Source organism: Pseudomonas sp. 273 (assembly GCF_029201425.1).
Classification (GTDB): domain Bacteria; phylum Pseudomonadota; class Gammaproteobacteria; order Pseudomonadales; family Pseudomonadaceae; genus Pseudomonas; species Pseudomonas delhiensis.
This window is the reverse complement of record NZ_CP116775.1, coordinates 1,380,397-1,406,065: the sequence shown is the minus strand read 5'-3', so window position 1 is coordinate 1,406,065 and position 25,669 is coordinate 1,380,397. Positions and strand designations below refer to the sequence as shown.

General features: G+C 67.8%; 21 protein-coding genes and 2 pseudogenes. 12 read left to right on the top strand and 11 right to left on the bottom strand.

Annotation, left to right across the window (positions count from 1 at the left end):
• Positions 1-74: 74 nt before the first annotated feature.
• A complete protein-coding gene (locus PKO50_RS06885; protein WP_089393613.1) occupies positions 75-560 on the top strand; it encodes a GFA family protein in 486 nt (161 codons plus the stop codon).
• On the opposite strand, the gene egtB is transcribed toward PKO50_RS06885, so the two are convergent.
• Positions 557-2,674 (bottom strand): ergothioneine biosynthesis protein EgtB, encoded by a 2,118-nt coding sequence (gene egtB, locus PKO50_RS06880; protein ID WP_275629202.1) that lies wholly within the window; start codon positions 2,672-2,674, stop codon positions 557-559. The genes PKO50_RS06885 and egtB overlap by 4 nt on opposite strands.
• Positions 2,675-2,927: 253 nt before the next feature.
• Here egtB and bla point away from each other — a divergent pair, with 253 nt between their 5' ends.
• The 3 genes from bla (at position 2,928) to PKO50_RS06865 (ending at position 4,515) form a co-directional block, all read left to right on the top strand.
• Positions 2,928-3,809, top strand: a complete 882-nt coding sequence (gene bla / locus PKO50_RS06875; RefSeq protein ID WP_275629201.1) for a class A beta-lactamase — start codon at positions 2,928-2,930, stop codon at positions 3,807-3,809.
• 150 nt (positions 3,810-3,959) lie between these two features.
• On the top strand, positions 3,960-4,232 hold the full coding sequence (locus PKO50_RS06870; RefSeq protein WP_109936131.1) for a type II toxin-antitoxin system prevent-host-death family antitoxin: 273 nt from the start codon (positions 3,960-3,962) through the stop codon (positions 4,230-4,232).
• Positions 4,210-4,515, top strand: a complete 306-nt coding sequence (locus PKO50_RS06865; RefSeq protein ID WP_244160949.1) for a Txe/YoeB family addiction module toxin — start codon at positions 4,210-4,212, stop codon at positions 4,513-4,515. Before PKO50_RS06870 ends, PKO50_RS06865 begins: the two co-directional genes overlap by 23 nt.
• An 18-nt stretch (positions 4,516-4,533) precedes the next feature.
• Here PKO50_RS06865 and PKO50_RS06860 read toward each other — a convergent pair whose 3' ends face one another.
• Together PKO50_RS06860 and PKO50_RS06855 are read right to left on the bottom strand one after the other, a co-directional pair.
• Positions 4,534-5,001, bottom strand: a complete 468-nt coding sequence (locus tag PKO50_RS06860) for an RES family NAD+ phosphorylase (RefSeq protein ID WP_275629200.1) — start codon at positions 4,999-5,001, stop codon at positions 4,534-4,536.
• Positions 5,001-5,459, bottom strand: coding sequence for an antitoxin Xre/MbcA/ParS toxin-binding domain-containing protein (locus PKO50_RS06855; RefSeq protein ID WP_275629199.1), 459 nt, complete (start codon positions 5,457-5,459; stop codon positions 5,001-5,003). Before PKO50_RS06855 ends, PKO50_RS06860 begins: the two co-directional genes overlap by 1 nt.
• A 468-nt stretch (positions 5,460-5,927) precedes the next feature.
• Here PKO50_RS06855 and PKO50_RS06850 point away from each other — a divergent pair, with 468 nt between their 5' ends.
• Both PKO50_RS06850 and mdtI read left to right on the top strand, forming a co-directional pair.
• Complete coding sequence (locus tag PKO50_RS06850; protein WP_275629198.1) at positions 5,928-6,287, top strand: SMR family transporter; 360 nt, start codon at positions 5,928-5,930, stop codon at positions 6,285-6,287.
• Positions 6,281-6,610 (top strand): multidrug/spermidine efflux SMR transporter subunit MdtI, encoded by a 330-nt coding sequence (gene mdtI / locus PKO50_RS06845; RefSeq protein ID WP_275629197.1) that lies wholly within the window; start codon positions 6,281-6,283, stop codon positions 6,608-6,610. Before PKO50_RS06850 ends, mdtI begins: the two co-directional genes overlap by 7 nt.
• 476 nt (positions 6,611-7,086) lie before the next feature.
• Here the strand turns inward: mdtI and gabP are convergent, their stop codons facing one another.
• The 5 genes and pseudogenes from gabP to glaH form a co-directional block, all read right to left on the bottom strand.
• The gene (gabP, locus tag PKO50_RS06840) at positions 7,087-8,487 is read right to left on the bottom strand and encodes a GABA permease (RefSeq protein WP_275629196.1); all 1,401 of its coding nucleotides are present in this window, start codon (positions 8,485-8,487) and stop codon (positions 7,087-7,089) included.
• Between the two features lie 144 nt (positions 8,488-8,631).
• Positions 8,632-9,905, bottom strand: a pseudogene (gabT, locus tag PKO50_RS06835) (4-aminobutyrate--2-oxoglutarate transaminase).
• Between the two features lie 38 nt (positions 9,906-9,943).
• Positions 9,944-11,392: an NADP-dependent succinate-semialdehyde dehydrogenase gene (gabD, locus tag PKO50_RS06830; RefSeq protein WP_275629195.1), complete on the bottom strand. Its 1,449-nt coding sequence runs from the start codon at positions 11,390-11,392 to the stop codon at positions 9,944-9,946.
• 31 nt (positions 11,393-11,423) lie between these two features.
• Positions 11,424-12,689 carry an L-2-hydroxyglutarate oxidase gene (gene lhgO, locus PKO50_RS06825; RefSeq protein ID WP_275629194.1) on the bottom strand — a complete coding sequence of 422 codons (1,266 nt, stop codon included), beginning with the start codon at positions 12,687-12,689 and terminating at the stop codon, positions 11,424-11,426.
• A 121-nt stretch (positions 12,690-12,810) separates the two neighbouring features.
• Complete coding sequence (glaH, locus tag PKO50_RS06820; protein WP_275629193.1) at positions 12,811-13,788, bottom strand: glutarate dioxygenase GlaH; 978 nt, start codon at positions 13,786-13,788, stop codon at positions 12,811-12,813.
• A gap of 193 nt (positions 13,789-13,981) precedes the next feature.
• Here glaH and csiR point away from each other — a divergent pair, with 193 nt between their 5' ends.
• Positions 13,982-14,683: a DNA-binding transcriptional regulator CsiR gene (gene csiR, locus PKO50_RS06815; RefSeq protein ID WP_176450341.1), complete on the top strand. Its 702-nt coding sequence runs from the start codon at positions 13,982-13,984 to the stop codon at positions 14,681-14,683.
• A 241-nt stretch (positions 14,684-14,924) separates the two neighbouring features.
• Positions 14,925-15,968 carry a class I SAM-dependent methyltransferase gene (locus PKO50_RS06810; RefSeq protein ID WP_275629192.1) on the top strand — a complete coding sequence of 348 codons (1,044 nt, stop codon included), beginning with the start codon at positions 14,925-14,927 and terminating at the stop codon, positions 15,966-15,968.
• Between the two features lie 393 nt (positions 15,969-16,361).
• Here PKO50_RS06810 and PKO50_RS06805 read toward each other — a convergent pair whose 3' ends face one another.
• The 3 genes from PKO50_RS06805 to PKO50_RS06795 form a co-directional block, all read right to left on the bottom strand.
• Entirely contained in the window at positions 16,362-17,381 is a 1,020-nt protein-coding gene (locus PKO50_RS06805) for an AraC family transcriptional regulator (RefSeq protein WP_275629191.1), read from the bottom strand.
• Positions 17,382-17,543: 162 nt separating this feature from the next.
• Entirely contained in the window at positions 17,544-18,725 is a 1,182-nt protein-coding gene (locus PKO50_RS06800) for a VWA domain-containing protein (RefSeq protein ID WP_275629190.1), read from the bottom strand.
• Positions 18,726-18,838: 113 nt separating this feature from the next.
• A complete protein-coding gene (locus PKO50_RS06795) occupies positions 18,839-19,684 on the bottom strand; it encodes a MoxR family ATPase (RefSeq protein WP_009623574.1) in 846 nt (281 codons plus the stop codon).
• Positions 19,685-19,969: 285 nt separating this feature from the next.
• Here PKO50_RS06795 and cysK point away from each other — a divergent pair, with 285 nt between their 5' ends.
• The 4 genes and pseudogenes from cysK to aceK all read left to right on the top strand — a co-directional run bounded on the left by cysK (position 19,970) and on the right by aceK (position 25,378).
• The gene (gene cysK / locus PKO50_RS06790) at positions 19,970-20,944 is read left to right on the top strand and encodes a cysteine synthase A (RefSeq protein ID WP_109936143.1); all 975 of its coding nucleotides are present in this window, start codon (positions 19,970-19,972) and stop codon (positions 20,942-20,944) included.
• Between the two features lie 174 nt (positions 20,945-21,118).
• Positions 21,119-22,212 (top strand): annotated as a pseudogene (locus tag PKO50_RS06785) (polyamine ABC transporter substrate-binding protein).
• Positions 22,213-22,644: 432 nt separating this feature from the next.
• On the top strand, positions 22,645-23,538 hold the full coding sequence (locus tag PKO50_RS06780) for a DMT family transporter (RefSeq protein ID WP_109936145.1): 894 nt from the start codon (positions 22,645-22,647) through the stop codon (positions 23,536-23,538).
• Positions 23,539-23,653: 115 nt separating this feature from the next.
• Positions 23,654-25,378, top strand: coding sequence for a bifunctional isocitrate dehydrogenase kinase/phosphatase (gene aceK, locus PKO50_RS06775; protein ID WP_275629189.1), 1,725 nt, complete (start codon positions 23,654-23,656; stop codon positions 25,376-25,378).
• Positions 25,379-25,669 lie beyond the last annotated feature (291 nt).

The following is a 25,669-nucleotide window of genomic DNA, read 5'->3' as shown; positions in this document are numbered from 1 at the left end:
TCGTCGCGCCCGGCGCGGCGGGAGGCGATCGACCACCCTTGCCCGGGTCCCGATCCGTATAGAGGAGATTCGCCATGCGACTGGAAGGTTCCTGCCATTGCGGCGCCGTGACCTTCAGCCTGGAGAGCGCCCATCCCTACCCCTACCAGCGCTGCTACTGCTCGATCTGCCGCAAGACCCAGGGCGGCGGAGGCTACGCCATCAACCTGGGCGGCGCCGCCGCCAGCCTCAAGGTGCGCGGGCGCAAGCACCTGCGCGTGTACCACGCCAAGCTGCGCGAGCCGGGCCAACGCACCCGCACCAGTACCGCCGAGCGCAACTTCTGCGGCGAGTGCGGCAGCGCCCTGTGGCTGTTCAGCCCGGAGTGGCCGGAACTGATCCACCCCTTCGCCTCGGCCATCGACACCCCCTTGCCGGTGCCGCCGGAACACACCCACCTGCTGCTGGACTCCAGGGCCCCCTGGGTGGAGGTGGAGAAGCACCCGCGCGACCGGTACTTCGACGGCTACCCCGAGGAGTCCATCGCCGACTGGCACCAGCGCCTGGGGCTGGAGCGCTAGGCCTGCAGGCGGAACACCGCGAAGGCCGGCTCGGGGCTGGTCCACTGCTCGCGCACCAGCCAGCCGCCGCGCTCGGCCAGCTCGCGGAAGTCGTCGATGGCGTATTTGTAGGAGTTCTCCGTGTGCAGGCGTTCGCCGGCGCGGAACAGGTACTCCATGCCGGCGATGCGCACGCGCTGCTCGACGCGGCTGACCAGGTGCATCTCGATGCGGCCGTGCTCGGCGTTCCAGAAGGCCAGGTGGTCGAAGCGGTCGGGCTGGAAGTCGGCGCCCAGTTCGCGGTTGATGCGCCTCAGCAGGTTGAGGTTGAAGCGCGCGGTGACGCCTTCGGCATCGTTGTAGGCGGCCTCCAGCACGGCCACGTCCTTGCGCAGGTCCACCCCGACGATGAAGCCGGCGCCCGGCCCCAGCAGTTCGTGGGCGCCCTGGAGGAAGGCCAGGGCCTGCTGCGGGTCGAAGTTGCCGATGGTGGAGCCGGGGAAGAAACCCAGCCGCGGGCCATCGGCCAGCGCCGGGGGCAGCGCTTCCAGGCGGGTGAAGTCGGCGCACAGCGGCTCCACGCGCAGCGCCGGGTAGTCGCGCTGCAGGCGGGCGGCGGCCTTGTCCAGGGCCGCCGGGCTGATGTCGATGGGCACGTAGCGGCCGATCCGCGGCGCCGCGTCCAGCAGCAGGCAGGTCTTCTCGCTGGCGCCGCTGCCGAACTCCACCAGGGTGCAGTCGGCCGGGACGCGCTCGGCGAGGGCCGGGGCGATGCGCTTGAGCAGGGCGGTCTCGCTGCGCGTGGGGTAGTACTCGCGGGTGCGGCAGATGGCCTCGAACAGCTCGGAGCCGGCGGCATCGTAGAAGTACTTGGGCGACAGTTGCCGCGGCGTCAGCGAGAAGCCCGCCTCCAGGTCCTCGGCCAGCTCGCGGGCGCGCGGGTCCAGCGCGGCCTGCTCCGGCAGGTCGCGGGCCAGGCGCAGGCCGGCGAACATCCAGCGCTTTTCCGGGTGGAAGAAGTTGCGGTAGCTGGGCCGCGAGTGCCCGGCCGGGGTGATGCAGGCGCCGCCGCGCAGGACCATCTGGCTGACCATGAACTTGCCGTTGTACTCGCCCACCGCGCCGGCGCCGGGGCGGAAGCCGGGGTAAGGCGCATAGGCGCTCTGCGTCCACTGCCAGGCGGCGTCGTAGAGCTGGCGCAGGCGGCCGTCGCGGGCGGCCACCTCCCATTCCATTTCCGTGGGCAGGCGCGCGCCGGCCCAGCTGGCGTAGGCGCAGGCCTCGTAGTAGCTGACGTGCAGCACTGGCGCCTGCAGGTCCAGCGGGCGCAGGCCGGCCAGGCCGAATTCGTGCCAGCCGTCGCCCTGCCTGCGCCAGTACAGCGGGGCCTGCCAGCCCGCTTCCTGGACTTTCGCCCAGCCGTCGGACAACCACAGCTCGGGGCGGCGATAGCCGTCATCCTCGATGAATGCCAGCCACTGGCCGTTGCTCACCAGGGACTCGGCGATCTCGAACGGCGCCAGGAAACAGCGGTGCGCCGGCGCCTCGTTGTCGAAGGCGAAGCCCTCGCCGTCATGGCCGATGCCCAGCAGCCCGCCCTGGATCGCCAGGAAGCGCTGCGGCCCGCAGGCCGAGGGCGCATGCCCCCCGCCATAGGCCGGCGCCAGCGGCGACAGGCTGAACAGGTGGAGAATGTCCATCAGCAGCAGTTCCTGGTGCTGCTCCTCATGGGCCAGGCCCAGGCGCACCAGGGCCTCCAGCCCGGCATCCGGCGCCCGGGCCAGCAGCTTGTGCATGTGCTCGTCGACGTGCAGCCGGTAGTCGAGCACCCGGTGCAGCGGCGGGCGCGTCAGCATCCCCCGCTGCGGCCGGGGCTGGCGCGCGCCCAGGGCCTCGTAGTAGGAGTTGAACAGGTAGCCGAAGTGGGCGTCGAACAACTGGTAGCCGGGCAGGTGCGGCTGCAGCAGGAAAGTCTCGAAGAACCAGGTGGTATGCGCGATGTGCCACTTGGCCGGGCTGGCGTCGGGCATCGACTGGGTGACCGCGTCCTCGGCGCTGAGGGGGGCGATCAGTTCTTCGCTGCGCCGCCGCACCTGGCGGTAGGCGTCGAGCAACGACGGGGCCTTGCTGGACATGGGGTGGTCCCCTTTTCCGTGGGCGGGTTCGGCACGCGGGCGGTCGACCTTCGCCGGGGAGAAGGCGCCGCTGCGACGGCAGTCATCGGGTTCGAGCCACGGCCCGGAGCAAAGGTTGCAAGAATCTGCCTTCGGCGCCTGCCTCCCTTGAGGGTAGAAGCGCTACGGCGGCGGCCGGGAAAAACCGATGGGCGTGGCCGCTTGCCGCGCCCTGCCCGGCTGGCCGATAGTCGCCCTTCGACCAGGAGGCAGCATGTTCAACAGAAGACAGATCAACCGTGCGCTGCTGCTGGCGCCACTGGCCGGGCTGCTCCCCGGCGGCGCGCGGGCCGGCGCCGTACCGGCCGTGGAGCGCCTGAAGCAACTGGAACGTGACAGCGGCGGGCGCCTGGGCGCGGCCGTGCTCGACAGCGGCGACGGCCGCCGCTTCGGCCTGCGCGAGGACGAGCGCTTCCCGCTGTGCAGCACCTTCAAGCTGCTGCTCGCCGCCGCCGTGCTGGCCCGCGTCGACCGTGGCGAGGAGCAGCTGGCGCGGCGCATCATCTACGGCCGCGGCGACCTGGTGCCCTACTCGCCGGTCAGCGAACGCCACGTCGGCAAGCCGGGCCTGAGCGTCGCCGAACTCTGCGAGGCGGCGATCACCCTCAGCGACAACGGCGCCGCCAACCTGCTGCTGGCCAGCCTGGGCGGCCCCGCCGGGCTGACCGCCTGGCTGCGCAGCACGGGCGACGAGGTCAGCCGCCTGGACCGCAACGAGCCCACGCTCAACGAAGCCCTCCCCGGCGACCCACGCGATACCAGCACCCCGCGGGCGATGGTCGCCACCCTGCAGCGCCTGCTGCTGGGCGACGTCCTGCAGAGCGCCTCGCGCGCCCAGCTGGATGCCTGGCTGGCGGCCAACAAGACCGGCGACAAGCGTATCCGCGCAGGCCTGCCGCCGCTCTGGAAGGTCGGCGACAAGACCGGCACCGGCGAGAGCGGCACCAGCAACGACGTGGCCATCCTCCGGCCGCCGGGCCGCGCGCCGATCCTGGTGGCGGCCTACCTCACCGGCAGCCCAGCCTCGGCGGAAAAGCGCGATGCGGTGCTGGCGGAGGTTGGACGGCTGGCGGCGGGGCTGGTGGATCAGCCATAGCACGCAGCGGGACTGGCGGGCACCAATGGCTGCGCTTGATCAAAGTACAACGTTCTGTACAATCATCTCGTCCAGCACCGGACCCGCCCTCCGCACTCTTTTCCCGTCGGAAGATTCAATCAGCCCTGGCTTCGCCAGGAGGTACCCGCCATGCAAATTCTGACATTCAGCCAAGCGCGAGCCAGCCTGAAACAGGCCATGGATGACGTATGCCGCGACCATGAGCCGACTGTCATCACCCGGCAAAGAGGCGAACCTGTCGTCCTGCTTTCGCTGGAGGACTACAACGGCATGCGCGAGACCATGTACCTGCTGCAGTCCTCGGCCAACGCACAACGGCTGCATGAATCCATCGAGCAGTTGCGAGCCGGCAAGAGCGCGCCAAGGGAATTGAGCATCAGTGACAACGCAGAAGAAACGTAACAAGGCCGGCGCCCGCAAGACGGTTTCGGTGGCTTTCACCGATCACGGCTGGGACGACTACCAGTACTGGAAGGGCCAGGATCCGAAGATATCCGCAGCCCTGGACCGGCTCATCGGCGAATGCCTGCGTACCCCCTTCAGCGGCACCGGCAAGCCCGAAGCGCTGAAGGGTAACCTCACCGGGTTCTGGTCCCGCCGCATAACCCACGAACACCGGCTGGTCTATCTGTTCGAAGACGGCCAACTCTTCATCGTGCAATGCCGCTACCACTACGACGGCTGACTCACCTTCCCCATCGGCTCAGGCACGCCCCTGGAACATCCGCTCGTCATAGAGGAAGTCGTAGCTGTCCTCGACCTTCACCTGGGCGATCGCCGGGTGCCGCGGGTTGAGCAGGATGTTCCACTCCAGCGGCAGCACGGCCGAGGGCACTATCAGCCCGAGTTGCTCGCCGGCCCGCAGCCAGCGGGTTCCGTAGTCCATGCTCGGGCGGTCCGCCGGCAGGCTGTTCCAGCCATCGGGCAGTTCGCGGGGGTCGGGCCTGAGGTAGAGGTCGTCGCCTTCCGGGAGCCGGAAGGCGGTGATCTTCAGCGCGAAGGTCGGCCGGCCGCTGGCGTGCACGAAGGTTTCCAGGCAGCAGATGGCCGGCGTCAGGCCCAGGTACACCACGGGCAGGTCGCGATCGTTCCAGCGCCCGCCGAGGATGGCCGCGCCCTGGCCGGAGAGGTCGGTGGCCCGCGTCGCTTTCGCGACTCGCCAGGCCCGCATCAGGCGACCCCGCCCCACTCCAGCGCGTGCAGCACGCGGCGTACCTGGTTGGCGCCTATCTCGGTATCGCAGAGGCTCAGCGGCGTCTGGCCGCCGAGGGCGTCGTTGGGGCGCCCCAGCCACTGGGTCGCGGCGTCCTTGTCCTCGAACACCTGCTCGGCCAGCACGGCCACCGAGGCCAGGCGGTCGAGGCGTTCCGAGGTCACCGCGTCCAGGTCCTGGTCCGCCTTCTTCTTGCGCTCGTAGGTGGACAGGGAAATGTTGAACAGCTCGACGAAGCCCGGGCCGCTGATGCGGAAGGTGTCCCGCACCGATTCGACCCAGCGCCAGCTCAAGCCGTGGCGGATGTGCTGCAGCCGCTGGCTCTCGGTGAGGCTGGCATGGCCGTGCACCAGGTGCCAGAACACCGGGGACGGCGAGTCGCTGCGACGACGATCTTCCGTCTTGATGGCCAACATGCGACCTCCTCAAATGATGAAAAATTAACCGTCAAATGAAGGCTACTCCTTTCTGGCGGTTTTGCCCAGCGGGATGGCGGGAACGAGGGCGCCGGGCGAATGAACAAAATATTGCACAGCCACTTTGAACACCCGCTATCCCACATACGGCCCACGTCAAGAAACAAGGGAATCGATCACCATCAACCCATTGTCTGAGCCTATTGATTTGCCAATCATCCTAAACTCAGGCAATATAGTGTTCATTATGTTGAACACAACGATCCAAACCCGCTTCACTTCCCGCCTGGTCTCCCGCGAGCGCCACTGGACCGGCGACCTCTAGCGCCCTCCCCGAAGTCACGTCTTTGGTGACGATGCGCACGCGCGTCTCGCCGCTCGCCCAGCGTCACCTCCCCGTTCCGACTTTTCCGCCTGGCCCCGCGTCCATTCGCGAGGGCGGCGGCTTGCCCAAGGGAGGGCTCGATCATGCGTTCCTGGATCTATCTGTTCGCCGCCATCGGTTTCGAAGTGGTCGGCACCACCTCGATGAAACTCACCACCACCCTGGCCCCGCTGTACGGCCACCTGCTGATGTACGCCATGGTCGGCCTGTCGTACTACTTCCTGTCGCTGGCCATCAAGCGCGTGCCGGTGGGCGTGGCCTACGCCCTCTGGGAGGGCATCGGCATCGTCCTCATCACCCTGGTCAGCGTCGCCTGGCTGGGCGAGCAACTGGCCCCGGAGAAGGTCCTGGGCCTGGCCGTGATGATCGCCGGCATCCTGCTGGTCAAGTCCGGCACCCGCAGCAAGCGCGAGCCGTCCGCAGAGGAGGCCGTCGCATGCTGAGCCTGAACTGGATTCCGTTCGCCTGGCTGGGCCTGGCGATAGTGCTGGAGGTGATCGCCAACCTGCTGCTGAAGTATTCCGACGGCTTCCGCAGGCGCGCCCTCGGCGTCACCTCCATCCTCTGCGTGCTGGGCGCCTTCTCGGCCCTGGCCCAGGCGGTGAAGGACATCGAGCTGTCGGTGGCCTACGCGGTGTGGGGCGGCTTCGGCATTCTCGCCACCGTGGCCATGGGCTGGGCCCTGTTCGGCCAGCGCCTGGTATGGCGCGGCTGGCTCGGGCTGGGCCTGCTGGTGGCGGGCATGGTGCTGCTGAAGCTGGCCTGACGAAACGAAAAACGGGGCGCCCTTGGGCGCCCCGTTTTCATTTGGGACTAACAGATACCTGTAGGAGCGGGCCCTGCCCGCGATTTCGCGCGCAGGGCGCGCTCCTACAAGGGCACGGCATACGGGCAACCTGTAGGAGCGGATCTCATCCGCGAATCGCGCCGGGATGGCTGGCTATCGCGGACAAGGTCCGCTCCTACGCTGCCCCACCACTCCGTGCCCATGTAGGAGCGCGCCCTGCGCGCGAAATCGCGGGCAGGGCCCTACAACATCACCGGTTGGCAGCGCTTTTCGTAGGAGCGAGCTTGCTCGCGAACCGCATGGCACCGCGTTTGTTCGCGAGCAAGCTCGCTCCTACGAAGAGCATCTCGGCGCAGGCTGCAAGACAGTTGCTCCTACGGTTGAGCTACGTGCCTCACGGAAACCTGTAGGAGCGAGGAGCCGTTCGCGAGCAAGCTCGCTCCTACGAAGAGCCATCAGCGCTCAGCCACGCTCAGGCGTGTGGAGCCCTGCTCGCTACGCGCACGGCGGCGGGTGACCAGCAGGCCGGAGCAGACGATCAGTACGCTGAGCAGCGCGGTGGCGGTCACTTCGACGCGGTGGTCCGGGCGCAGCAGCATCAGCACCAGTACGCCGACGATGAACAGGATCACGCCCCAGGTCAGCCACGGGAACAGCCACATGCGGTACTGCGGCGCCTTGCCCTCGGCATCCATGCGCTTGCGCATGCGCAGTTGCGAGATGGCGATCACCAGGTACACCAGCAGGGCGATGGCGCCGGAGCTGGCCATGAGGAAGCCGAACACCTGGGCCGGAACCAGGTAGTTGGCGATCACCGTGGCGAAGGCCGCGGCGGTCGACAGCAGCACCGCCACCACCGGGGTACCGGCACGGCTGGTCACCCGCGCGACTGCCGGCGCGTCACCACGGCTGCTCAGCGAGAACAGCATGCGCGAGGCGGTGTAGAGCGAGGAGTTCAGGCAACTGGTCACCGAAGTCAGCACCACCACGTCGATCAGCGCCTTGGCGTTGGGCACGCCCAGCACTTCCAGCACGGTGACGTAGGAGCCGTCGGCGGCCAGGCGCGGGTCGGTCCAGGGCACCAGGGCGACGACGATGAAGATCGACAGGATGTAGAACAGGGTGATCCGCCAGATCACCGAGTTGGTGGCCCTGGAGATCTGCTTCTCGGCCGCGTCGGACTCGGCCGCGGCGATGGTCACCACCTCCGCCCCGAGGAACGAGAACATGGTGATCAGCATGGCGCTGAGCACCGCGCCGAAGCCGTTGGGCATGAAGCCGCCGTTGTCCCACAGCCGCGAGACGCCGCTCACCCCGGTATTGGGCAGCAGGCCGAGGATGGCGCAGGCGCCGAGGATGATGAAGCCGACGATGGCGATCACCTTGACCAGCGCCAGCCAGAACTCGAACTCGCCGTAGTTCTTCACGCTGAACAGGTTGGTCACGGTGAGCAGCAGGGTGATGGCCAGGGACAGCACCCAGATGTCCAGCTGCGGCACCCAGCTGTTGATGATGGTGGCGGCGATGTTCGCCTCGATCGGGATCACCAGGACCCAGAACCACCAGTACAGCCAGCCGATGGTGTAGCCGGCCCATTTGCCGATGGCGCGGTCGGCGTAGGTGGAGAAGGAGCCGGTGTCGGGCGACGCCACGGCCATCTCGGCCAGCATGCGCATGACGATCACCACCAGGGCGCCGGCCAGGATGTACGCGAGGATGGCCGCCGGCCCCGCCTCGGCGATGGCGCGGCCGGAGCCGACGAACAGGCCGGCGCCGATCACGCCGGCGATGGACAGCATGGTCACATGCCGCGATTTCAACCCATGGCTCAGGTTGTTCTTGTTGAGCTGTTGCATGGTCTCACCTTGTAGAGCTGCGTCCCTGCGGCGGAAATGGCCCGGCCCGCCCGTGCGTGGGCACGGGCGGGTACGGGGTCCGTCTTTGTTCTCTTCGGCGCGGCCCCTTCAGGGAAAGGGGCCGCGGCGCACGCGCAAGCGGAATCAGGCCAGTTCGTCGAAGCACTCGCCGATGATGCCCAGGCCGCGCTGCAGGTCGGCGTCGCTGACGGTCAGCGGCACGAGGATGCGCAGGACGTTGTAGTAGGTGCCGCAGGACAGCAGCACCAGGCCCTTGTCGCGGGCCTTGGCGACGATCTTGGCGGTCAGCTCGGCGGCCGGGCTCTGGCCGTCGGCTTCGAACAGCTCCACCGCGACCATGGCGCCGAGGATGCGCACTTCGCCGATGCTGGCGTGGCGCTCGCCGATCTGGCGCAGGCCGGCGCCGAGGATTTCGCCCACGGCCTTGGCGCGGTCCAGCAGGTTCTCTTCCTCGAAGGCCTCGATCACCGCCAGGGCGGCGGCGCAGGAGATCGGGTTGCCGGCGTAGGTGCCGCCCAGGCCGCCGGGGCCACGGCGTCCATCAGTTCAGCCTTGCCAGCCACGCCGGCCAGCGGGAAGCCGCCGGCGATGGACTTGGCGAAGGTGGTCAGGTCGGCGGCGACGCCCATCTGCTCCATGGCGAAGAAGGTGCCGGTGCGGCCGGCGCCGGTCTGCACTTCGTCGGCGATCAGCACGATGCCGTGCTCGTCGCAGAGGGCGCGCAGGCGCTGCATGAAGTCCTTCGGCGCCGGGTTGAAGCCACCCTCGCCCTGCACCGGCTCGAGGATGATCGCGGCGATGTCGCGCGGCTGCGCGTCGTTCTTGAAGATGCGCTCGATGCTGGCGATGGACTCGTCCACCGACACGCCATGCAGCGCGTTCGGGTACTGCGCGCGGAATACGCCACCGGGCATCAGGCCCAGGCCAGCGGAGTACGGCACCACCTTGCCGGTCAGCGCCAGGGTGTAGTGGGTGCGGCCGTGGTAGGCGCCGGTGAAGGCGATCACGCCGCTGCGGCCGGTGGCGGCGCGGGCGATCTTGATGGCGTTCTCCACGGCTTCGGCGCCGGTGGTCACCAGCAGGGTCTTCTTCTCGAAGTCGCCCGGCAGCATGCCGTTGATCTTCTCGGCCAGGGCCACGTAGCCCTCGTAGCCGAACACGTGGAAGCAGGTGTGGGTCAGCCTGGCCATCTGCGCCTGCACGGCGGCCATCACCTTCGGGTGCAGGTGGCCGGTGTTGAGCACGGCGATGCCGCCGGCGAAGTCCAGGTACTCGCGGCCTTCCACGTCCCAGATGGTGGCGTTCTCGGCGCGCTCGGCGTAGATCTGGTGGATCTGGCCGACGCCGCGCGGGATGGCGGCCATGCGCCGTTGTTGCAGGCTCTGGTTGCTGTTCATGCTGTCTCCAGGTCAGGAATGGGGTGGATGGACGCGCGTTACACGCCGAGGCACAGGTATTTGATTTCCAGGTAGTCCTCGATGCCGTACTTGGAGCCTTCGCGCCCCAGGCCCGAGGCCTTGATGCCGCCGAAGGGGGCGACTTCGTTGGAGATGATCCCGGTGTTGATGCCAACGATGCCGTACTCCAGCGCCTCGCCGACGCGGAACACGCGGCCCAGGTCGCGGGCGTAGAAGTAGGCGGCCAGGCCGTACTCGGTGTCGTTGGAAAGCGCGATCACCTCGGCCTCGTCCTTGAAGCGGAACAGCGGCGCCAGCGGGCCGAAGGTCTCGTCCTTGGACACCAGGGCGTTCTTCGGCACGTCGACCAGGATGGTCGGCTCGAAGAAGGTGCCGCCCAGGGCGTGCGGCTTGCCGCCGGCAACCACCTTGGCGCCTTTGCTCACGGCGTCGGCGATGTGCTCCTCGACCTTGGCCACGGCCTTGGCGTCGATCAGCGGGCCGGTGGTCACGCCCTGCTCCAGGCCATTGCCGATGTTCAGCCTGGCCACGGCGGCCTTCAGCTTGTCGACGAAGGCGTCGTACACGCCGTCCTGGATGTACAGGCGGTTGGCGCAGACGCAGGTCTGGCCGTTGTTGCGGTACTTGGAAACCAGCGCGCCTTCGACGGCGGCATCCAGGTCGGCATCGTCGAAAACGATGAAGGGCGCGTTGCCGCCCAGCTCCAGCGAGACCTTCTTGATGTCCTTGGCGCACTCGGCCATCAGTTGGCGACCGATTTCGGTGGAGCCGGTGAAGGTCAGCTTGCGCACGATCGGGTTGCCGGTCAGCTCGCCGCCGACTTCGCCGGCGCTGCCAGTGACCACGCTGAACACACCTTTGGGGATGCCGGCGCGCTCGGCCAGCTCGGCCAGGGCCAGGGCGGAATACGGGGTCTGCGAAGCGGGCTTGAGCACCATGGTGCAACCGGCGGCCAGGGCCGGGCCGGCTTTACGGGTGATCATCGCGGAAGGGAAGTTCCACGGGGTGATGGCCGCGGTGACGCCGATCGGCTGCTTGATCACCATCAGGCGCTTGTCCGGCTGGTGGCCGGGGATCATGTCGCCGTAGACGCGCTTGGCTTCCTCGGCGAACCACTCCAGGAACGACGCGGCGTAGGCGATCTCGCCCTTGGCTTCGGCCAGCGGCTTGCCCTGCTCGATGGTCATCAGGCGGGCCAGGTCATCCTGGTTCTCGATCATCAGCTCGAACCAGCGGCGCAGGCGGTTGGCGCGGTCCTTGGCGGTCAGCGCGCGCCAGGCCGGCAGGGCGCGGTCGGCGGCTTCGATGGCGCGGCGGGTTTCGGCGGCGCCCATCTTCGGCACAGTGCCGATGATCTCGTTGGTGGCCGGGTTGTTGACCTTGATGGTCTGACCGCTGTCGGCGTCCACCCAGGAACCGTCGATATAGGCCTGTTGGCGGAACAGGCTGGAGTCTTTGAGTTGCACGCTGTCTTCCTCGTTATCGGTGGCGGGCGGCTCAGCCGGCGGCCCGCAGGTTGCTGTCCAGGGTGATGTCCGGGGTGGCGGCCTTGGCGAAGTTGCCGCCCTGCGCGGCGACCTGCTCGCGGACCTTCTCGACGATGTAGGCGCCGATCGGGATGGCCGAGGTGGCCGCCGGCGACGGCGCGTTACAGACGTTGACGCTGCGCTTGGTATTCACGAAGAGGAAGTCGTCGATCAGCTTGCCGTCGCGCGACACCGCCTGGGCGCGCACGCCCGCCGGGTAGTCGGTGAGGTCGGCCTTGACGATGCTCGGGCAGTACTTCTGCACTTCCTTCAGGTAGCCGCCCTTGAACAGCGAGTTCTTCATCTCGATCAGGCCCGGGCGCAGGTTCTTCGCCAGCACCTTGAGGATGCCCGGCGTGGTCAGGGTCTCGAACATGTCGGAGAGGCTGATGTCGCGCTTGCGGTAGCCCTCGCGCTTCATCGCCAGCACGGCGTTGGGGCCGACGGTGACGGTGCCGTCGATCATCCGCGTCAGGTGCACGCCGAGGAACGGCATGGACGGGTCGGGGATCGGGTAGATCAGGTGGTTGACGATCTGGTTGTGCTGCCTGGGCAGCAGGTAGTACTCGCCACGGAACGGGCAGATGATGAACTGCGGCTGCAGGCCGAGCATGCGCACGATGCGGTCGGCCATCAGGCCCGAGCAGGTGACCAGGTAGCGGCCACGGAACTCGTTGTCGGTGGTGCGCACCACCACCTCGTCGGCGCGCTCGTCCAGCGCCGTCACCTCGGCGTTGTAGCGGATCTCGCCACCGGCGGCCTGGAACTCGCGGCCCATGGCGGCGGTGACTTCGGCGTAGCTGACGATGCCGCTGGAGGGCACGAAGATGCCGCCCAGGCCGACGATGTTCGGCTCGCGTTCGCGCAGCTCGCCGGCGCTCAGCCAGTGGCGCTCCAGGCCGTTGGCGGCGGTGCGCTCCCAGAGCGCCTTCATGCGCTCCATCTCCAGCTCGTTGGTGGCCACCAGCAGCTTGCCGCATTCGTCGTAGCGGATGCCGTGCTTGTCGCAGAAGGCCTTGGTGGCCTTGTTGCCGGCCAGGCAGAACTTCGCCTTGAGGCTGCCGGGGGTGTAGTAGACACCGGCGTGGATCACGCCGCTGTTGTGCCCGGTCTGGTGGCGCGCCGGGCCGGATTCCTTCTCCAGCAGGAGGATCTTCGCGTCCGGGTAGACCTGGGTGAGTTGCATCGCGGTGGACATGCCGACGATGCCGCCGCCGATGATGATGAAATCGTACACAGCCATTACCTCGCGCACTGGCTCAGCTGAAAAAACTCCACAGGAGGGGCCGGCGGCGGAGGTCGTGCGCGGACGCTTCGCCAGCCGGCCCTCCCCTGTGGAAAGGGTGACGCGTTGGGGATTACTGGCCGCGCTGGTACAGCGGTTTCTGGTAGGCGATGTAGCCGCGTTGGCGCATCAGCTCGCGGCGCAGGCCCTCGTGAGGGGTGAAGCGGTCGCGGCCGTGCAGCCAGAACAGGTTGTTGATCAGCAGGAAGCAGCCCTGCGGGACCGGCACCGACAGCTTGGCCGGACTGGTTTCCAGGGAGTCGGACAGGGCGTTCAGCCAGATGCCTTCCTCGAAGTCCTTCGGCTGCACGAACTGGTCGATGTAGCGCATGGTCGGGCGGCCTTCGGCGTCGCAGTCGAACACCGCGTGGAACACGTCCTCGCTGACCTTCTTGCTCGGCGGCGCGGTCCAGCGCATCTCGCGGCGCGCCAGCGGGTGGCGGTAGAACTCGTCCAGCTCGCTCCAGTCGTCCAGGTGCAGCAGCAGGGAGTTGCCGCCTTCCATGTTCTTTTCTTCGATCTTCATCATCAGCACGTAGTCGGTGATCTGATTCACGAAGGTGCCGTCGTTGTGCAGCTCCATCACGCGGTGCGGCTGGCGCAGATAGCTGTCGGAGTTGTCGCTGTTGACCACCACGAAGCGGGCGTAGAACTGGCCGCTCATGGCGTCGTAGTTGGAGCGGCCGACCAGGTGCGCCACGGCGGTGGAGAACTTCACCATGTCCTCGGCCTGGGCCACGTCGTCCAGGCCCAGGGGCTTGACCAGCATGCCACCGGTGGCGCGGTCGAGGATGCTGTTCAGCAGCACCGGGCGCAGGGTGCCTTCGCACAGCTCGTCGAGGATCTGGGCGACGCGGAAGCGCAGGAACGACTTGTACTCCAGGGCCTGCACCGGCCACTGCGCCACCGCCTCGACGAAGGCCTGCACGGTCTCGCGGGCGAAGGTCAGCTCGAGCAGGCGCGGCGACTGCGCCGAAGGCGCTACCGAGTAGCCGCGGGTCTCCAGCGGCAGGGGCATGGCGAGGTCCTGGATGGAGGTGAAGGCGTTCATGGCGGTGTCCTGGCAATGATGGGTTGGCGCCGTCCGGCAATGACCTGGATCAGGCGGGCAGGAGAAAAATATCGTCACAAACTAAAAATGTCTACATTTTTATTTTTCAGCGACAAACACTCGCCTTGTCTATTGTTTTTCGTCCATACGACATTTGGGTATGATCCAGCGCAAATCCCCACAGGAGCTGGATTTGGAAGCGATCGCCCCCCGACAGAACTCCGCCGTCAGCGGTTACGAGTGGCTCAAGAAGGACATCATCCGCGGCGTCTTCAAACCGGGCGAGAAGCTGCTGATGAGCACCCTGAAGGAGCGCTACGACCTGGGCGTGGGCCCGCTGCGCGAGGCCCTGTCGCAACTGGTGGCCGAGCACCTGGTGGTCGCCATCAGCCAGAAGGGCTACCGCGTCGCGCCCATGTCGCTGGAGGAGATGAAGGACATTTACGACGCCCGCGCCAACCTGGAGGCGATGATCGTCGGCCTGGCCATCCAGCGCGGCGACGACGCCTGGGAAGCGCAGGTGCTGGCGCATTCGCACACCCTGGCCAAGGTGGTGGAGGTGAAGACCCGCGAGCAGCGCCTGGACGTCTGGGACGAGCGGCACAAGGCCTTCCACACGGCCATCGCCCAGGGCTGCGGCTCCAAGCACCTGCTGCAGGCGCGCACCTACCTGTTCGACCAGGCCGAGCGCTACCGCCACCTGTGGCTGACGCACACGGTGTTCTCGGAGGAAGCCCTGGAGCTCAAGCGCCAGGAACACGCCGCGCTGGTCGAGGCGATCCTCGCCCGCGACGCCGCGCGCGCCAGCGAGATGATGCGCAACCACCTGATGACGCCGGTGCCGATCATCGCGCAGATCATGCGCAACGGCGGCCTGGGCGAAGCCGCCCGCTGACGCCGGGCGTCGGCCGGCGCCACCCGCCGCGGCCGCCGCGCTAGACTGAAACGACGCCCCGCCGAGGGGCCGCCCGCCCCGGGCCGGCAATGACGCGCGAACCGCGGCTGCCGGCACGCGCCCGTCCCGGGCCAGCGCCTGCCTTGCCCCGTCGTTCGCCTCGCGTACGGAGAACCGGCACCTCCCGCCATCCACCCGGAGCCCCGCCGCCGCGCGGGCGCCCGACAGCGGAGGAGCTACCATGGACGAAGCCAAACTCAACGACTTCATGGGCCGCCTGGTCGCCGACATGGGCGGCGCGGCCATGCTGGCGAACGTCATCCTCGGCGACGAACTGGGCCTGTACCGGGCCATGGCCGACAACCAGCCGGTAAGCCCGCAGGCCCTGGCCGAACGCACCGGCTGCAACCCGCGGCTGCTGCGCGAATGGCTCAGCGCCCAGGCCGCCGCCGGCTACCTGGAACACGAAGGCGGCAACTTCCGCCTGCCCGAGGAACAGGCCATGGCCCTGGCCGTCGAGGACTCGCCGGTGTACGTGGCCGGCGGCGCCAGCGTGCTGGCCTCGCTGTACCAGGACAAGGACAAGCTGGTGGCCGCCATGCGCGGCAACGGCGCCCTGCCCTGGGGTGACCACCACCCCTGCCTGTTCCGCGGCACCGAACGCTTCTTCCGCCCCGGCTACCGCGCGCATCTTGTAGAGGAGTGGCTGCCGGCGCTGGACGACGTGGTGGCCAAGCTGCAGCGCGGCGCCCAGGTGGCCGACATCGGCTGCGGCCACGGCGCCTCCACGGTGATCATGGCCCAGGCCTTCCCGGCCTCGCGCTTCGCCGGCTTCGACTACCACGCCCCCTCGGTGGAAACCGCCAGCCAGCGCGCCCGCGAGGCCGGCGTCGAGGACCGGGTGAGCTTCGCCAGGGCCAGCGCCAAGGACTACCTGGGCGAGTACGACCTGATCTGCTACTTCGACTGCCTGCACGACATGGGCGACCCGGTGGGCGCCGCCCGCCACGCCCTGCGCCACCTGGCGCCGGACGGCACGGTGCTGCTGGTGGAGCCCTACGCCGGCGACCGCCTGGAGGACAACCTGACGCCCATCGGCAAGCTGTTCTACGCCGCCTCGACCTTCATCTGCACACCCAACTCGCTGTCCCAGGAAGTGGGCCTGGGCCTGGGCGCCCAGGCCGGCGAGGCAAGGCTGCGCGCGGTGTTCGAAGAAGCCGGCTTCAGCCGCTTCCGCCGGGCGGCGGAAACGCCGTTCAACCTGATCCTCGAAGCGCGGCCATGAGGGGTCGGTCGTAGGAACAACTGCCTTGCAGGCCGCGCCGGGCTGCTCTTCGTAGGAGCGAGCTTGCTCGCGAACAGATTCCGCTGCGGGGTTCCGTTCGCGAGCAAGCTCGCTCCTACGAGAAGCCGTGCCCGCCGGTACGTTCGGCTATCGCGGATAAGATCCGCTCCTACGCCATTCCCGGCACCGTGCCTCCTGTAGGAGCGGGCCCTGCCCGCGATTCGCGCGCAGGGCGCGCTCCTACATGGGAATGGCGCAGGTGGAATTGCGTAGGGCGAATAACCGTTCGCGGTTATCCGCCGTTGGCCGAAACACCGCTGCCCGACGACAACGGCGGATAACGCCATAGGCGTTATGCGCCCTACGGGTTGGAATGGCGTGGGTGGGTGCCACTCAGGCCCGGAAATGGCTCGGCGGCTGGCCGCTCCAGCGCTGGAAGGCGTGGCGCAGGCTGGCGGTTTCGCTGAAGCCGAGTTCCTCGGCGATGCGGTAGATGGGCATGTCGCCATCCTGCAGCAGTTCCTTGGCGCGGGCGAAGCGCAGTTCGTCGAGCAGCTGCTGGTAGCTGGTCTGCTGTTGCTGCAGGTGGCGGCGCAGGCTGCGCGAGGAGCAGTTCAGGCGCCGCGCCAGCTCCTCCAGGCCCGGCGGCGACTGCAGGCGCTCGCCGAGGATGCCGCGGACCTTGTCCAGCCAGGCGCGGCGGGCGGCCAGGTCGACGTTCTGGCGGCGGCACTGTTCGAGCATCTCGCGGTGCGTCACCGGGTCGGCCAGCGGCAGGCGACGTTCCAACCAGGTAGCGGGGAAGCCGAAGGCACTGCGCGAGGCGCCGAAGCGCAGCTCGCAACCGAACCCTTCGGCGTAGGCGGCCTCGCGCTCGGGCGGGCCGGCATAGTCGAACTCCGCGCACAGCAGTTCCAGCGGCTGGCCCAGCAGGTCGCCGCAGGTGACCTTCATCGAACCCAGGCACAGCTCGGTGTTGAACGGCCGCAGGGCCTCGTCCTCGCTGTAGCCGGTGGCCACCAGCCAGGCCACCTCGCCCTCCACCTGCAGCGACAGGTGGAAGTAGGTGCCCAGCAGCACCGGGTAGCTCAGGCCGATGCGCAGGGCCTCGCCCAGGGTCGGCGCCGAGAGCAGCGCGTAGCCCAGCAGGCCGTAGGCGGAAATCCGTGTGCGCAGGCCCAGGCGCAGGCCCAGGGCGGGCTCGGCGGCCAGGCGCTCGGCGTTGGCGAACACCTGCTGCTCCTGCCAGGGGCTGACCAGCCGGCGCAGGTCCACCAGGTCGGCGGCGGTGATGCCGCTGCCTTCGAGGATGCTGTCGCGTTCATGGCCTTCGGCTTCCAGCAGGGAAACCGTCAGCGTGGTCATGTGCAGGGAGTTGAGCCAGGTGTTGCGGGAGAAGCTGGTTCCGGTCATGTCTTGCCCATCGGTGCGCTGCGCCGTGCCCGCGATGTTACCGTCGCGGGCATGGGATTTGGCAAGGCAAAGGCGGCAATTGTAGGAGCGGGCCCTGCCCGCGATTCGCGCGCAGGGCGCGCTCCTACAGGGGAGCGCGATGGTTGGCGCAGTGCAGTGGGCTCACCCACGCGAAAGGAAGCGCATCCCCTCTTCCAGCCCGCGCAGGGTCAGCGGGTACATCTGGTCCTTCACCAGCTCGCGCACCAGGTTGGTGGAGGCGGTGTAGCTCCAGGTGTCCTTCGGGTAGGGGTTGATCCAGATGAGCTTCTTGTACTTCTCCATGAAGCGCTGCATCCACACGTAGCCGGCTTCCTCGTTCCAGTGCTCGACGCTGCCGCCGGCCTGGGTGATCTCGTAGGGCGCCATGGCCGCGTCGCCGACGAACACCACCTTGTAGTCCGGCCCGTACTTGTGCAGCAGGTCGAAGGTGGCGGTGCGCTCGTTGCCGCGGCGCAGGTTGTTCTTCCACACCGATTCGTAGATGAAGTTGTGGAAGTAGAAGTACTCCAAGTGCTTGAACTCGGTCTTGCAGGCCGAGAACAGCTCCTCGCAGACCTTCACGTGGGCGTCCATCGAGCCGCCGATGTCCAGCAGCAGCAGGAGCTTCACGGTGTTGCGCCGTTCCGGGCGCATCTGGATGTTCAGCAGCCCGGCGTCCTTCGCCGTATGGTCGATGGTGCCGTCGATGTCCAGCTCTTCCGCCGCGCCCTCGCGGGCGAACTTGCGCAGGCGGCGCAGGGCGATCTTGATGTTGCGGGTGCCCAGTTCGACCTGGTCGTCGAGGTTCTTGTACTCGCGCTGGTCCCACACCTTGGCCGCCTTGCCCTGGCGCTTGCCGGCATCGCCCACGCGGATGCCCTCGGGGTTGAAACCGCCGGAGCCGAACGGGCTGGTGCCGCCGGTGCCGATCCACTTGTTGCCGCCGGCGTGGCGTTCCTTCTGCTCCTCGAGACGCTTCCTGAACTCCTCGATGAGCTTGTCCAGGCCGCCCAGGGACTGGATCTGCGCGCGCTCCTCGTCGGTCAGCAGGCGCTCGAACTCCTTGCGCAGCCATTCCTCGGGGATCAGCGCCTTGAGGTGGTCGTCGAGCTTCTCCAGGCCCTTGAAGTAGGCGCCGAAGGCCCGGTCGAACTTATCGAAATGGCGCTCGTCCTTCACCATGATGGTGCGGGCGAGGTAGTAGAACTCGTCCATGTCGGCGAACACCACGCGCTGCTGGAGCGCATTGATCAGGTCCAGCAGCTCGCGCACCGACACCGGCACCTTGGCCGCGCGCATTTCGTTGAACAGGTTGAGCAGCATGGCTGCACCCTCTCATGAAGCATTGCTCTTGTAGGAGCGAGCTTGCTCGCGAACCCTGCGAACCCGCAAAGAGCTTCGCGAGCAAGCTCGCTCCTACGAAGAGCCGGTCAAATTCAGCGCGAAGCGCGGCGGCTCATGAAGGCGAGACGTTCCAGCAGCTGCACGTCCTGCTCGTTCTTCACCAGGGCCCCGGCCAGCGGCGGGATGGCCTTGGTCGGGTCGCGCTCGCGCAGCACCGCCTCGCCGATGTCGTCGGCCATCAGCAGCTTCAGCCAGTCCACCAGTTCGCTGGTGGAGGGCTTCTTCTTCAGGCCCGGCACCTTGCGCACGTCGAAGAAGATGTCCAGCGCCTCGCTGACCAGCGAGGCCTTGATGCCCGGGTAGTGCACGTCGACGATCTTCTGCAGCGTCTCGCGGTCGGGGAAGGCGATGTAGTGGAAGAAGCAGCGGCGCAGGAAGGCGTCGGGCAGCTCCTTCTCGTTGTTCGAGGTGATGATGATGATCGGGCGCTGCCTGGCCTTGATGGTCTCGTTGGTCTCGTAGACGTAGAACTCCATCTTGTCGAGTTCCTGCAGCAGGTCGTTGGGGAACTCGATGTCGGCCTTGTCGATCTCGTCGATCAGCAGGATGACGCGCTCGTCGGCCTCGAAGGCCTCCCAGAGCTTGCCCTTCTTGATGTAGTTGCGCACGTCGTGGACCTTGTCCACGCCCAGCTGCGAGTCGCGCAGGCGGCTCACCGCGTCGTACTCGTAGAGGCCCTGGTGGGCCTTGGTGGTGGACTTGATGTGCCAGGTGATCAGCTTGGCGCCGAAGGCTTCGGCCAGCTGCTCGGCGAGCATGGTCTTGCCGGTGCCCGGCTCGCCCTTCACCAGCAGCGGGCGCTGCAGGGTGATGGAGGCGTTGACCGCCAGCTTGAGGTCGTCGGTGGCGACGTAGGACTGGGTGCCTTCGAACTTCATCGGGGAATCCTCGAACGGTATCGGCCGGGCCGCGGCCCGGGCTGCGGGAACAGGGGGGACAGACTGCGACTATACCGCGCAGTTCGGGCGACTGTGAACGCAGGCATGGCATTCAGTCACTGAATGCACGGCCGCCAATCCATTCGTCGAACGCCGTCGGCGCCGCTCCACCCTCGCATCCCGCCGCCGTCGCGGGACCGATCTTTCCGCCGGTTTCACGGCTTTACGGCCAGGGCGCCGGGGAATAGGCTGGTGGGTCAGCATCGATCCACAAGGACACCCATCATGAGCCGCATCTTCGCAGACAACGCGCAGTCCATCGGCAACACGCCGCTGGTCCAGATCAACCGCCTGGCCCCGCGCGGCGTCACCATCCTGGCCAAGATCGAGGGCCGCAACCCCGGCTACTCGGTGAAGTGCCGCATCGGCGCCAGCATGATCTGGGATGCCGAGTCCAGCGGCCGGCTGAAACCGGGCATGACCATCGTCGAACCGACCTCCGGCAACACCGGCATCGGCCTGGCCTTCGTCGCCGCCGCGCGCGGCTACAGGCTGGTGCTGACCATGCCCGCCTCCATGAGCCTGGAGCGGCGCAAGGTGCTCAAGGCCCTGGGCGCCGAACTGGTCCTCACCGAGCCGGCCAAGGGCATGAAGGGCGCCATCGCCAAGGCCGAGGAACTGGTGGCCGAGAACCCCGGGCAGTACTTCATGCCGGCGCAGTTCGACAACCCGGCCAACCCGGCGATCCACGAGAAGACCACCGGCCCGGAGATCTGGAACGACACCGACGGCGCGGTGGACGTGCTGGTGGCCGGCGTCGGCACCGGCGGCACCATCACCGGCGTGTCGCGCTTCATCAAGAACACCAGGGGCAAGCCGATCCTCTCGGTGGCGGTGGAGCCGACCAGCTCGCCGGTGATCAGCCAGACCCTCGCCGGCGAGGAGGTCAAGCCCTCACCGCACAAGATCCAGGGCATCGGCGCCGGCTTCGTGCCGAAGAACCTCGACCTGGCCATGGTCGACCGCGTCGAGCTGGTCGGCGACGACGAGGCCCGCAGCATGGCCCAGCGCCTGATGCACGAGGAAGGCATCCTCTGCGGCATCTCCTGCGGCGCCGCCATGGCCGCCGCCGTGCGCCTGGCCGAGGAGCCGACGATGCAGGGCAAGACCATCGTGGTCATCCTGCCCGACTCGGCCGAGCGCTACCTGTCGAGCATGCTCTTCGAGGGCGTGTTCGAAGAACAGGAAATGGTCCAGTAGGCCCTGCGCGCCGCCCCGCTCCGGGGCGGCGCCCCGCCCGGCGGCCCTTTGCCACTGTCTGCGGACCCGCGGGCAACCGCGCCCCCTCCACATCCTCCGGCAATCCGGTTATTCCTTGAGCAGCCGTGGCCCAACCCCAGCCGCGCCACTACCGCTTGCCGTCAGGAAACAACAATGAAAACGACCGCACCGCTGTCCAGTGCCCTCGCGCTTTCCTTCACCCTGGGCGCCGCCGGCGCACAGGCCGAGACACTGAAGATCTACAACTGGTCCGACTACATCGCCCCGGACACCGTCGCCACCTTCGGCAAGGAAACCGGCATCCAGACCACCTACGACGTCTACGACAGCAACGAGACGCTGGATGGCAAGCTGATGACCGGCAAGTCCGGCTACGACATCGTGGTGCCGTCCAACCACTTCATGGCCAAGCAGATCCAGGCCGGCGCGCTGAAGAAGCTGGACAAGAGCCAGTTGCCCAACTGGAAGAACCTCAACCCGGTGCTGATGAAGGCCCTGGAGGTCAACGATCCGGGCAACCAGTACGGCTTCCCCTACCTGTGGGGCACCACCGGCATCGGCTACAACCCGGCCAAGGTCAGGGAAGTGCTGGGCGCAGATGCACCGGTCGACTCCTGGGACCTGTTCTTCAAGCCCGAGTACATGCAGAAGCTGGCCAAGTGCGGCGTCGCCGTGCTGGACAACGGCCCCGAGCTGCTGCCCATCGCCCTGAACTACCTGGGCCTGCCGCACCACAGCCAGAACCCGAGGACTACAAGAAGGCCGAGGCGGCGCTGCTGAAGGTGCGCCCCTACATCGCCTACTTCCACTCCTCGAAGTACGTCAGCGACCTGGCCAACGGCAACATCTGCGTGGCCGTCGGCTTCTCCGGCGACATCCTGCAGGCCGCCACCCGCGCCAAGGAAGCCAACAACGGCATCGAGATCCACTACTCCACGCCCAAGGAAGGCTCGCCGCTGTGGTTCGACATGGTCGCCATGCCGGCCGACGCGCCCGACGAGAAGGCCGCCTACGCCTTCATGAACTACCTGCTGCGCCCCGACGTCATGGCCGGCATCAGCAACTACGTGCACTACGCCAACGGCAACCTGGCCGCCGAGCCGCTGGTGGACGCGGCGATCAAGGCCGACCCGGCGATCTACCCGCCGCAGGACAAGATGGCCAAGCTGTTCGCCCTGCAGTCCATGCCGATGAAGATCGACCGCCTGCGCACCCGCATCTGGACCAACGTCAAGACCGGCAAGTAAGGCCCCACGGGCTCCCGCCGCGGCGGGGGCCCGTTGCCTGGCGAATCGTCGCCGGGCTCGCGCGCCTGGCGCGAAACTCTCGTTCCCCCTCGCCTTCGCCCACAGGCGCCGCTATAGTCTGCCTCGACGCCACCACCAGCCAGAGCCCGGCCATGCCCCTCTCCCACGCGAACCTCGCCCTCTCCATCGCCGCCCGCGGCGAGGCCGGTGCGCGCCCGCGTGGTGCCGTCGCCCTCCTGTCGCCTCCCGTCGTCGCTGCTGTCGCAGCGCCTCCGCCCCCGTGCGTAGCGGCCTGCCCGCCGCCGGGCGCCAGCGCCTTCTGACAGCGCCCCAGCGCCTTTCCTGAACGCATCGCCGCCGCGCCCGCGCGCCGCGGACTGCACCCGGCCGCCTGCCCGCCAGCCGGCCACCGCTTGCAAGACAGGTGACGACATGTCCCGAATCAACGCTTCCACCCTGGTCGGCGTGACCAGCTCCAGCCTCTTCGTGCTGCTCTGGAGCAGCGCCGCCATCGCCTCCAAGTGGGGCCTGGCCCATGCCTCGCCGCTGGCCTTCCTCATCGGCCGCTTCGCCATCGCCCTGGCCGCCCTGCTGGCCCTCGGCCCGCTGCTCGGCCTGCGCCTGCCGCGGCAGCCGCGCGAGCGCCGCCGCGCCCTGCTCACCGGCCTGGTGCTGCTGGGCTTCTACCCGATCTTCTACGTCTGGGCCCTGCAGCTGCAGGTCACCCCGGGGATGATCGCCACCCTGCTCGGCGTGCAGCCGATCCTCACCGGCCTGCTCACCGAACGGCGCTTCGGCGCCACCCGCCTGGCCGGGCTGCTGCTCGGCCTGGGCGGGCTGGTACTGGTGGTCTGGCAAGGCATGGGCCTGGCCGGGCTGTCCTTCGCCGGCCTGGGCTGCGCGCTGCTGGCGCTGCTGGGCATCACCCTCGGCACCCTCCTGCAGAAGGGCCTGAGCGAAAGCCCGCTGGGCAGCCTGCCGCTGCAGTACGTGGCCGGCCTCGCGCTGTGCCTGGTGCTGCTGCCGACGCAGCCGCTGCACTTCGACTGGAGCCTGGAGCTGATCGCCAGCCTGCTGTGGATGGGCCTGCTGATCTCGGTGGGCGCCACCCTGCTGCTCTACCGGCTGATCGCGCGCGGCAACCTGGTGCAGGTCACCAGCCTGTTCTACCTGGTGCCGGCGGTGACCGCGCTGCTGGACTACCTGGCCTTCGGCAACCGCCTGGGCGCCCTCAGCCTGCTGGGCATGGGGCTGATCGTGCTCGGCCTGCTGCTGGTGTTCCGCCCGCGGCCGGAGCGCGCCGAGGCACTGGCCGAGCGACGCTGAACGGACGGGGGCGGCAGCGCCCCCGCTTCCCCGACCGCCCGCTCACCCGCGGCGCTTTCGCCGCCCACGGAGTCTGGCTAAGCTCGCTGCACAGGACACGCACGAGAGGCGCGCCATGCTCCACGCCCAGATCGCCCAGACCATCCTCGACGGCTTCGACATCTACCGCGAGCGCTTCAAGCAGATCACCGACGACGCCCAGGAACGCTTCGAGCGGGCGCAGTGGCAGGAAATCCAGCGCACCTCCGCCGAGCGCATCAACCTCTACGAGGAAAAGGTCGGCGAGACCGTGGCCCGCGTCACCGCCGACTTCGACCCGGGGGCATTGCTGGACGTGGAGCGCTGGCCGCTGATCAAGAGCGCCTACATCGGCCTGATCGACCCGCGCAACGACGACGAGCTGGCGGAAACCTGGTTCAACTCGATCTTCTGCGGGCTGTTCAGCCACGACAACATCAGCGACGGCACCATGTTCGTGCACACCACGCGGCCGTCGCTGCGCGCCCACACCCGCGACCCGCACACCCGCCTCTACCGGCCCCAGGGCAACCTGCGGCGGGCGCTGCAGCAGGTTTTCGCCGACTACCGCTTCCAGGTGCCCTACGAGGACGCCGAAGGCGACCTGGCGCGCCTGGACGCCCTGCTGCACAGCAACCTGCCCGACTGGGTGTGCAAGGACCCGGACCTGGCCCTGGAGCTGATCGGCTCGGTGTTCTACCGCAACAAGGGCGCCTACCTGGTGGGCCGCCTGTACACCCCGGACGAGCAGTGGCCGCTGGTGTTCCCGCTGATCCACCGCGAAGGCCAGGGCATCCGCTTCGACACCGTGATCACCGACGAGGCGGAGGTGTCGATCATCTTCTCCTTCACCCGCTCCTACTTCATGGTCGACGTGCCGGTGCCGGCGGAGCTGGTGGCCTTCCTCAAGCGCCTGCTGCCGGGCAAGCACATCGCCGAGCTGTACACCTCCATCGGCTTCTACAAGCAGGGCAAGAGCGAGTTCTACCGCGCCCTGATCAACCACCTGGCGACCACCGACGACCGCTTCGTCATGGCCCCCGGGGTGCGCGGCATGGTGATGAGCGTGTTCACCCTGCCCGGCTTCAACACCGTGTTCAAGATCATCAAGGACAACTTCAACCCGGCCAAGACCGTCGACCACGCCACCGTGGTGCAGAAATACCAGCTGGTGAAGAACCACGACCGCGTCGGCCGCCTGGCCGACACCCAGCAGTTCGCCGACTTCCGCTTCCCGGTGGGCAAGTTCGACCCCGACTGCCTGGCCGAGCTGCTGGAGGTGGCGCCCTCCACCGTGGTGCTGGAGGGCGACGTGGTGCTGATCCGCCACTGCTGGACCGAACGCCGCATGACCCCGCTCAACCTCTACCTGGAGCACGCCACCGAGGCCCAGGTGCACGAGGCGCTGTACGACTACGGCCTGGCCATCAAGCAGCTGGCGGCGGCGAACATCTTCCCCGGCGACATGCTGCTGAAGAACTTCGGCGTCACCCGCCACGGCCGCGTGGTGTTCTACGACTACGACGAGATCAGCTACCTCACCGAGGTGAACTTCCGCCACATCCCGCCGCCGCGCTACGAGGAGGACGAGATGTCGTCCGAGCCCTGGTACTCGGTGGGGCCGATGGACGTGTTCCCCGAGGAATTCCCGCGCTTCCTGTTCGTCGACCTGAAGCTGCGCCGGCTGTTCGCCAAGCTGCACGGCGACCTCTACGACGCCGACTACTGGAAGAGCCTGCAGGCGCAGATACGGGCGGGCAAGGTGATAGACGTGTTCCCCTACCGGCGCAATGAGCTGCCGGAGAAGGCGCTGGCGGAGTAGGCGCTTGTTTTTGCGAATGGGGTTTCCCGGTGACTATGGTGTTTCGGGTGAACTCCGTTCCCTCTCCCTAACCCTCTCCCTGAAGGGAGAGGGGACCGTTAGGTGAATGTGGATATTTCGGCGTCAGCCGGAAATGACGTTTCAGGTTGAAACCATTGCTATCCACCGGCACGGACAAGCCCCCTCTCCCGCTTGCGGGAGAGGGCTGGGGAGAGGGAGCGTGGCCCAGCCCCGAACCGACGCAACCGGCAAACCCCATTCGCGAGCAATCTCGCCCCCCACGAAACCCGC

Coding starts and splice junctions, on each gene's coding strand:
- PKO50_RS06860 (WP_275629200.1), bottom strand. CDS start 5,001: ATGCGGGCCTGGCGAGTCGCGAAAGCGACGCGGGCCACCGACCTCTCC.
- PKO50_RS06850 (WP_275629198.1), top strand. CDS start 5,928: ATGCGTTCCTGGATCTATCTGTTCGCCGCCATCGGTTTCGAAGTGGTC.
- gabP (WP_275629196.1), bottom strand. CDS start 8,487: ATGCAACAGCTCAACAAGAACAACCTGAGCCATGGGTTGAAATCGCGG.
- PKO50_RS06810 (WP_275629192.1), top strand. CDS start 14,925: ATGGACGAAGCCAAACTCAACGACTTCATGGGCCGCCTGGTCGCCGAC.
- PKO50_RS06780 (WP_109936145.1), top strand. CDS start 22,645: ATGTCCCGAATCAACGCTTCCACCCTGGTCGGCGTGACCAGCTCCAGC.
- PKO50_RS06800 (WP_275629190.1), bottom strand. CDS start 18,725: ATGCTGCTCAACCTGTTCAACGAAATGCGCGCGGCCAAGGTGCCGGTG.
- mdtI (WP_275629197.1), top strand. CDS start 6,281: ATGCTGAGCCTGAACTGGATTCCGTTCGCCTGGCTGGGCCTGGCGATA.
- PKO50_RS06855 (WP_275629199.1), bottom strand. CDS start 5,459: ATGTTGGCCATCAAGACGGAAGATCGTCGTCGCAGCGACTCGCCGTCC.
- cysK (WP_109936143.1), top strand. CDS start 19,970: ATGAGCCGCATCTTCGCAGACAACGCGCAGTCCATCGGCAACACGCCG.
- bla (WP_275629201.1), top strand. CDS start 2,928: ATGTTCAACAGAAGACAGATCAACCGTGCGCTGCTGCTGGCGCCACTG.
- PKO50_RS06885 (WP_089393613.1), top strand. CDS start 75: ATGCGACTGGAAGGTTCCTGCCATTGCGGCGCCGTGACCTTCAGCCTG.
- glaH (WP_275629193.1), bottom strand. CDS start 13,788: ATGAACGCCTTCACCTCCATCCAGGACCTCGCCATGCCCCTGCCGCTG.
- PKO50_RS06795 (WP_009623574.1), bottom strand. CDS start 19,684: ATGAAGTTCGAAGGCACCCAGTCCTACGTCGCCACCGACGACCTCAAG.
- PKO50_RS06805 (WP_275629191.1), bottom strand. CDS start 17,381: ATGACCGGAACCAGCTTCTCCCGCAACACCTGGCTCAACTCCCTGCAC.
- egtB (WP_275629202.1), bottom strand. CDS start 2,674: ATGTCCAGCAAGGCCCCGTCGTTGCTCGACGCCTACCGCCAGGTGCGG.
- PKO50_RS06870 (WP_109936131.1), top strand. CDS start 3,960: ATGCAAATTCTGACATTCAGCCAAGCGCGAGCCAGCCTGAAACAGGCC.
- aceK (WP_275629189.1), top strand. CDS start 23,654: ATGCTCCACGCCCAGATCGCCCAGACCATCCTCGACGGCTTCGACATC.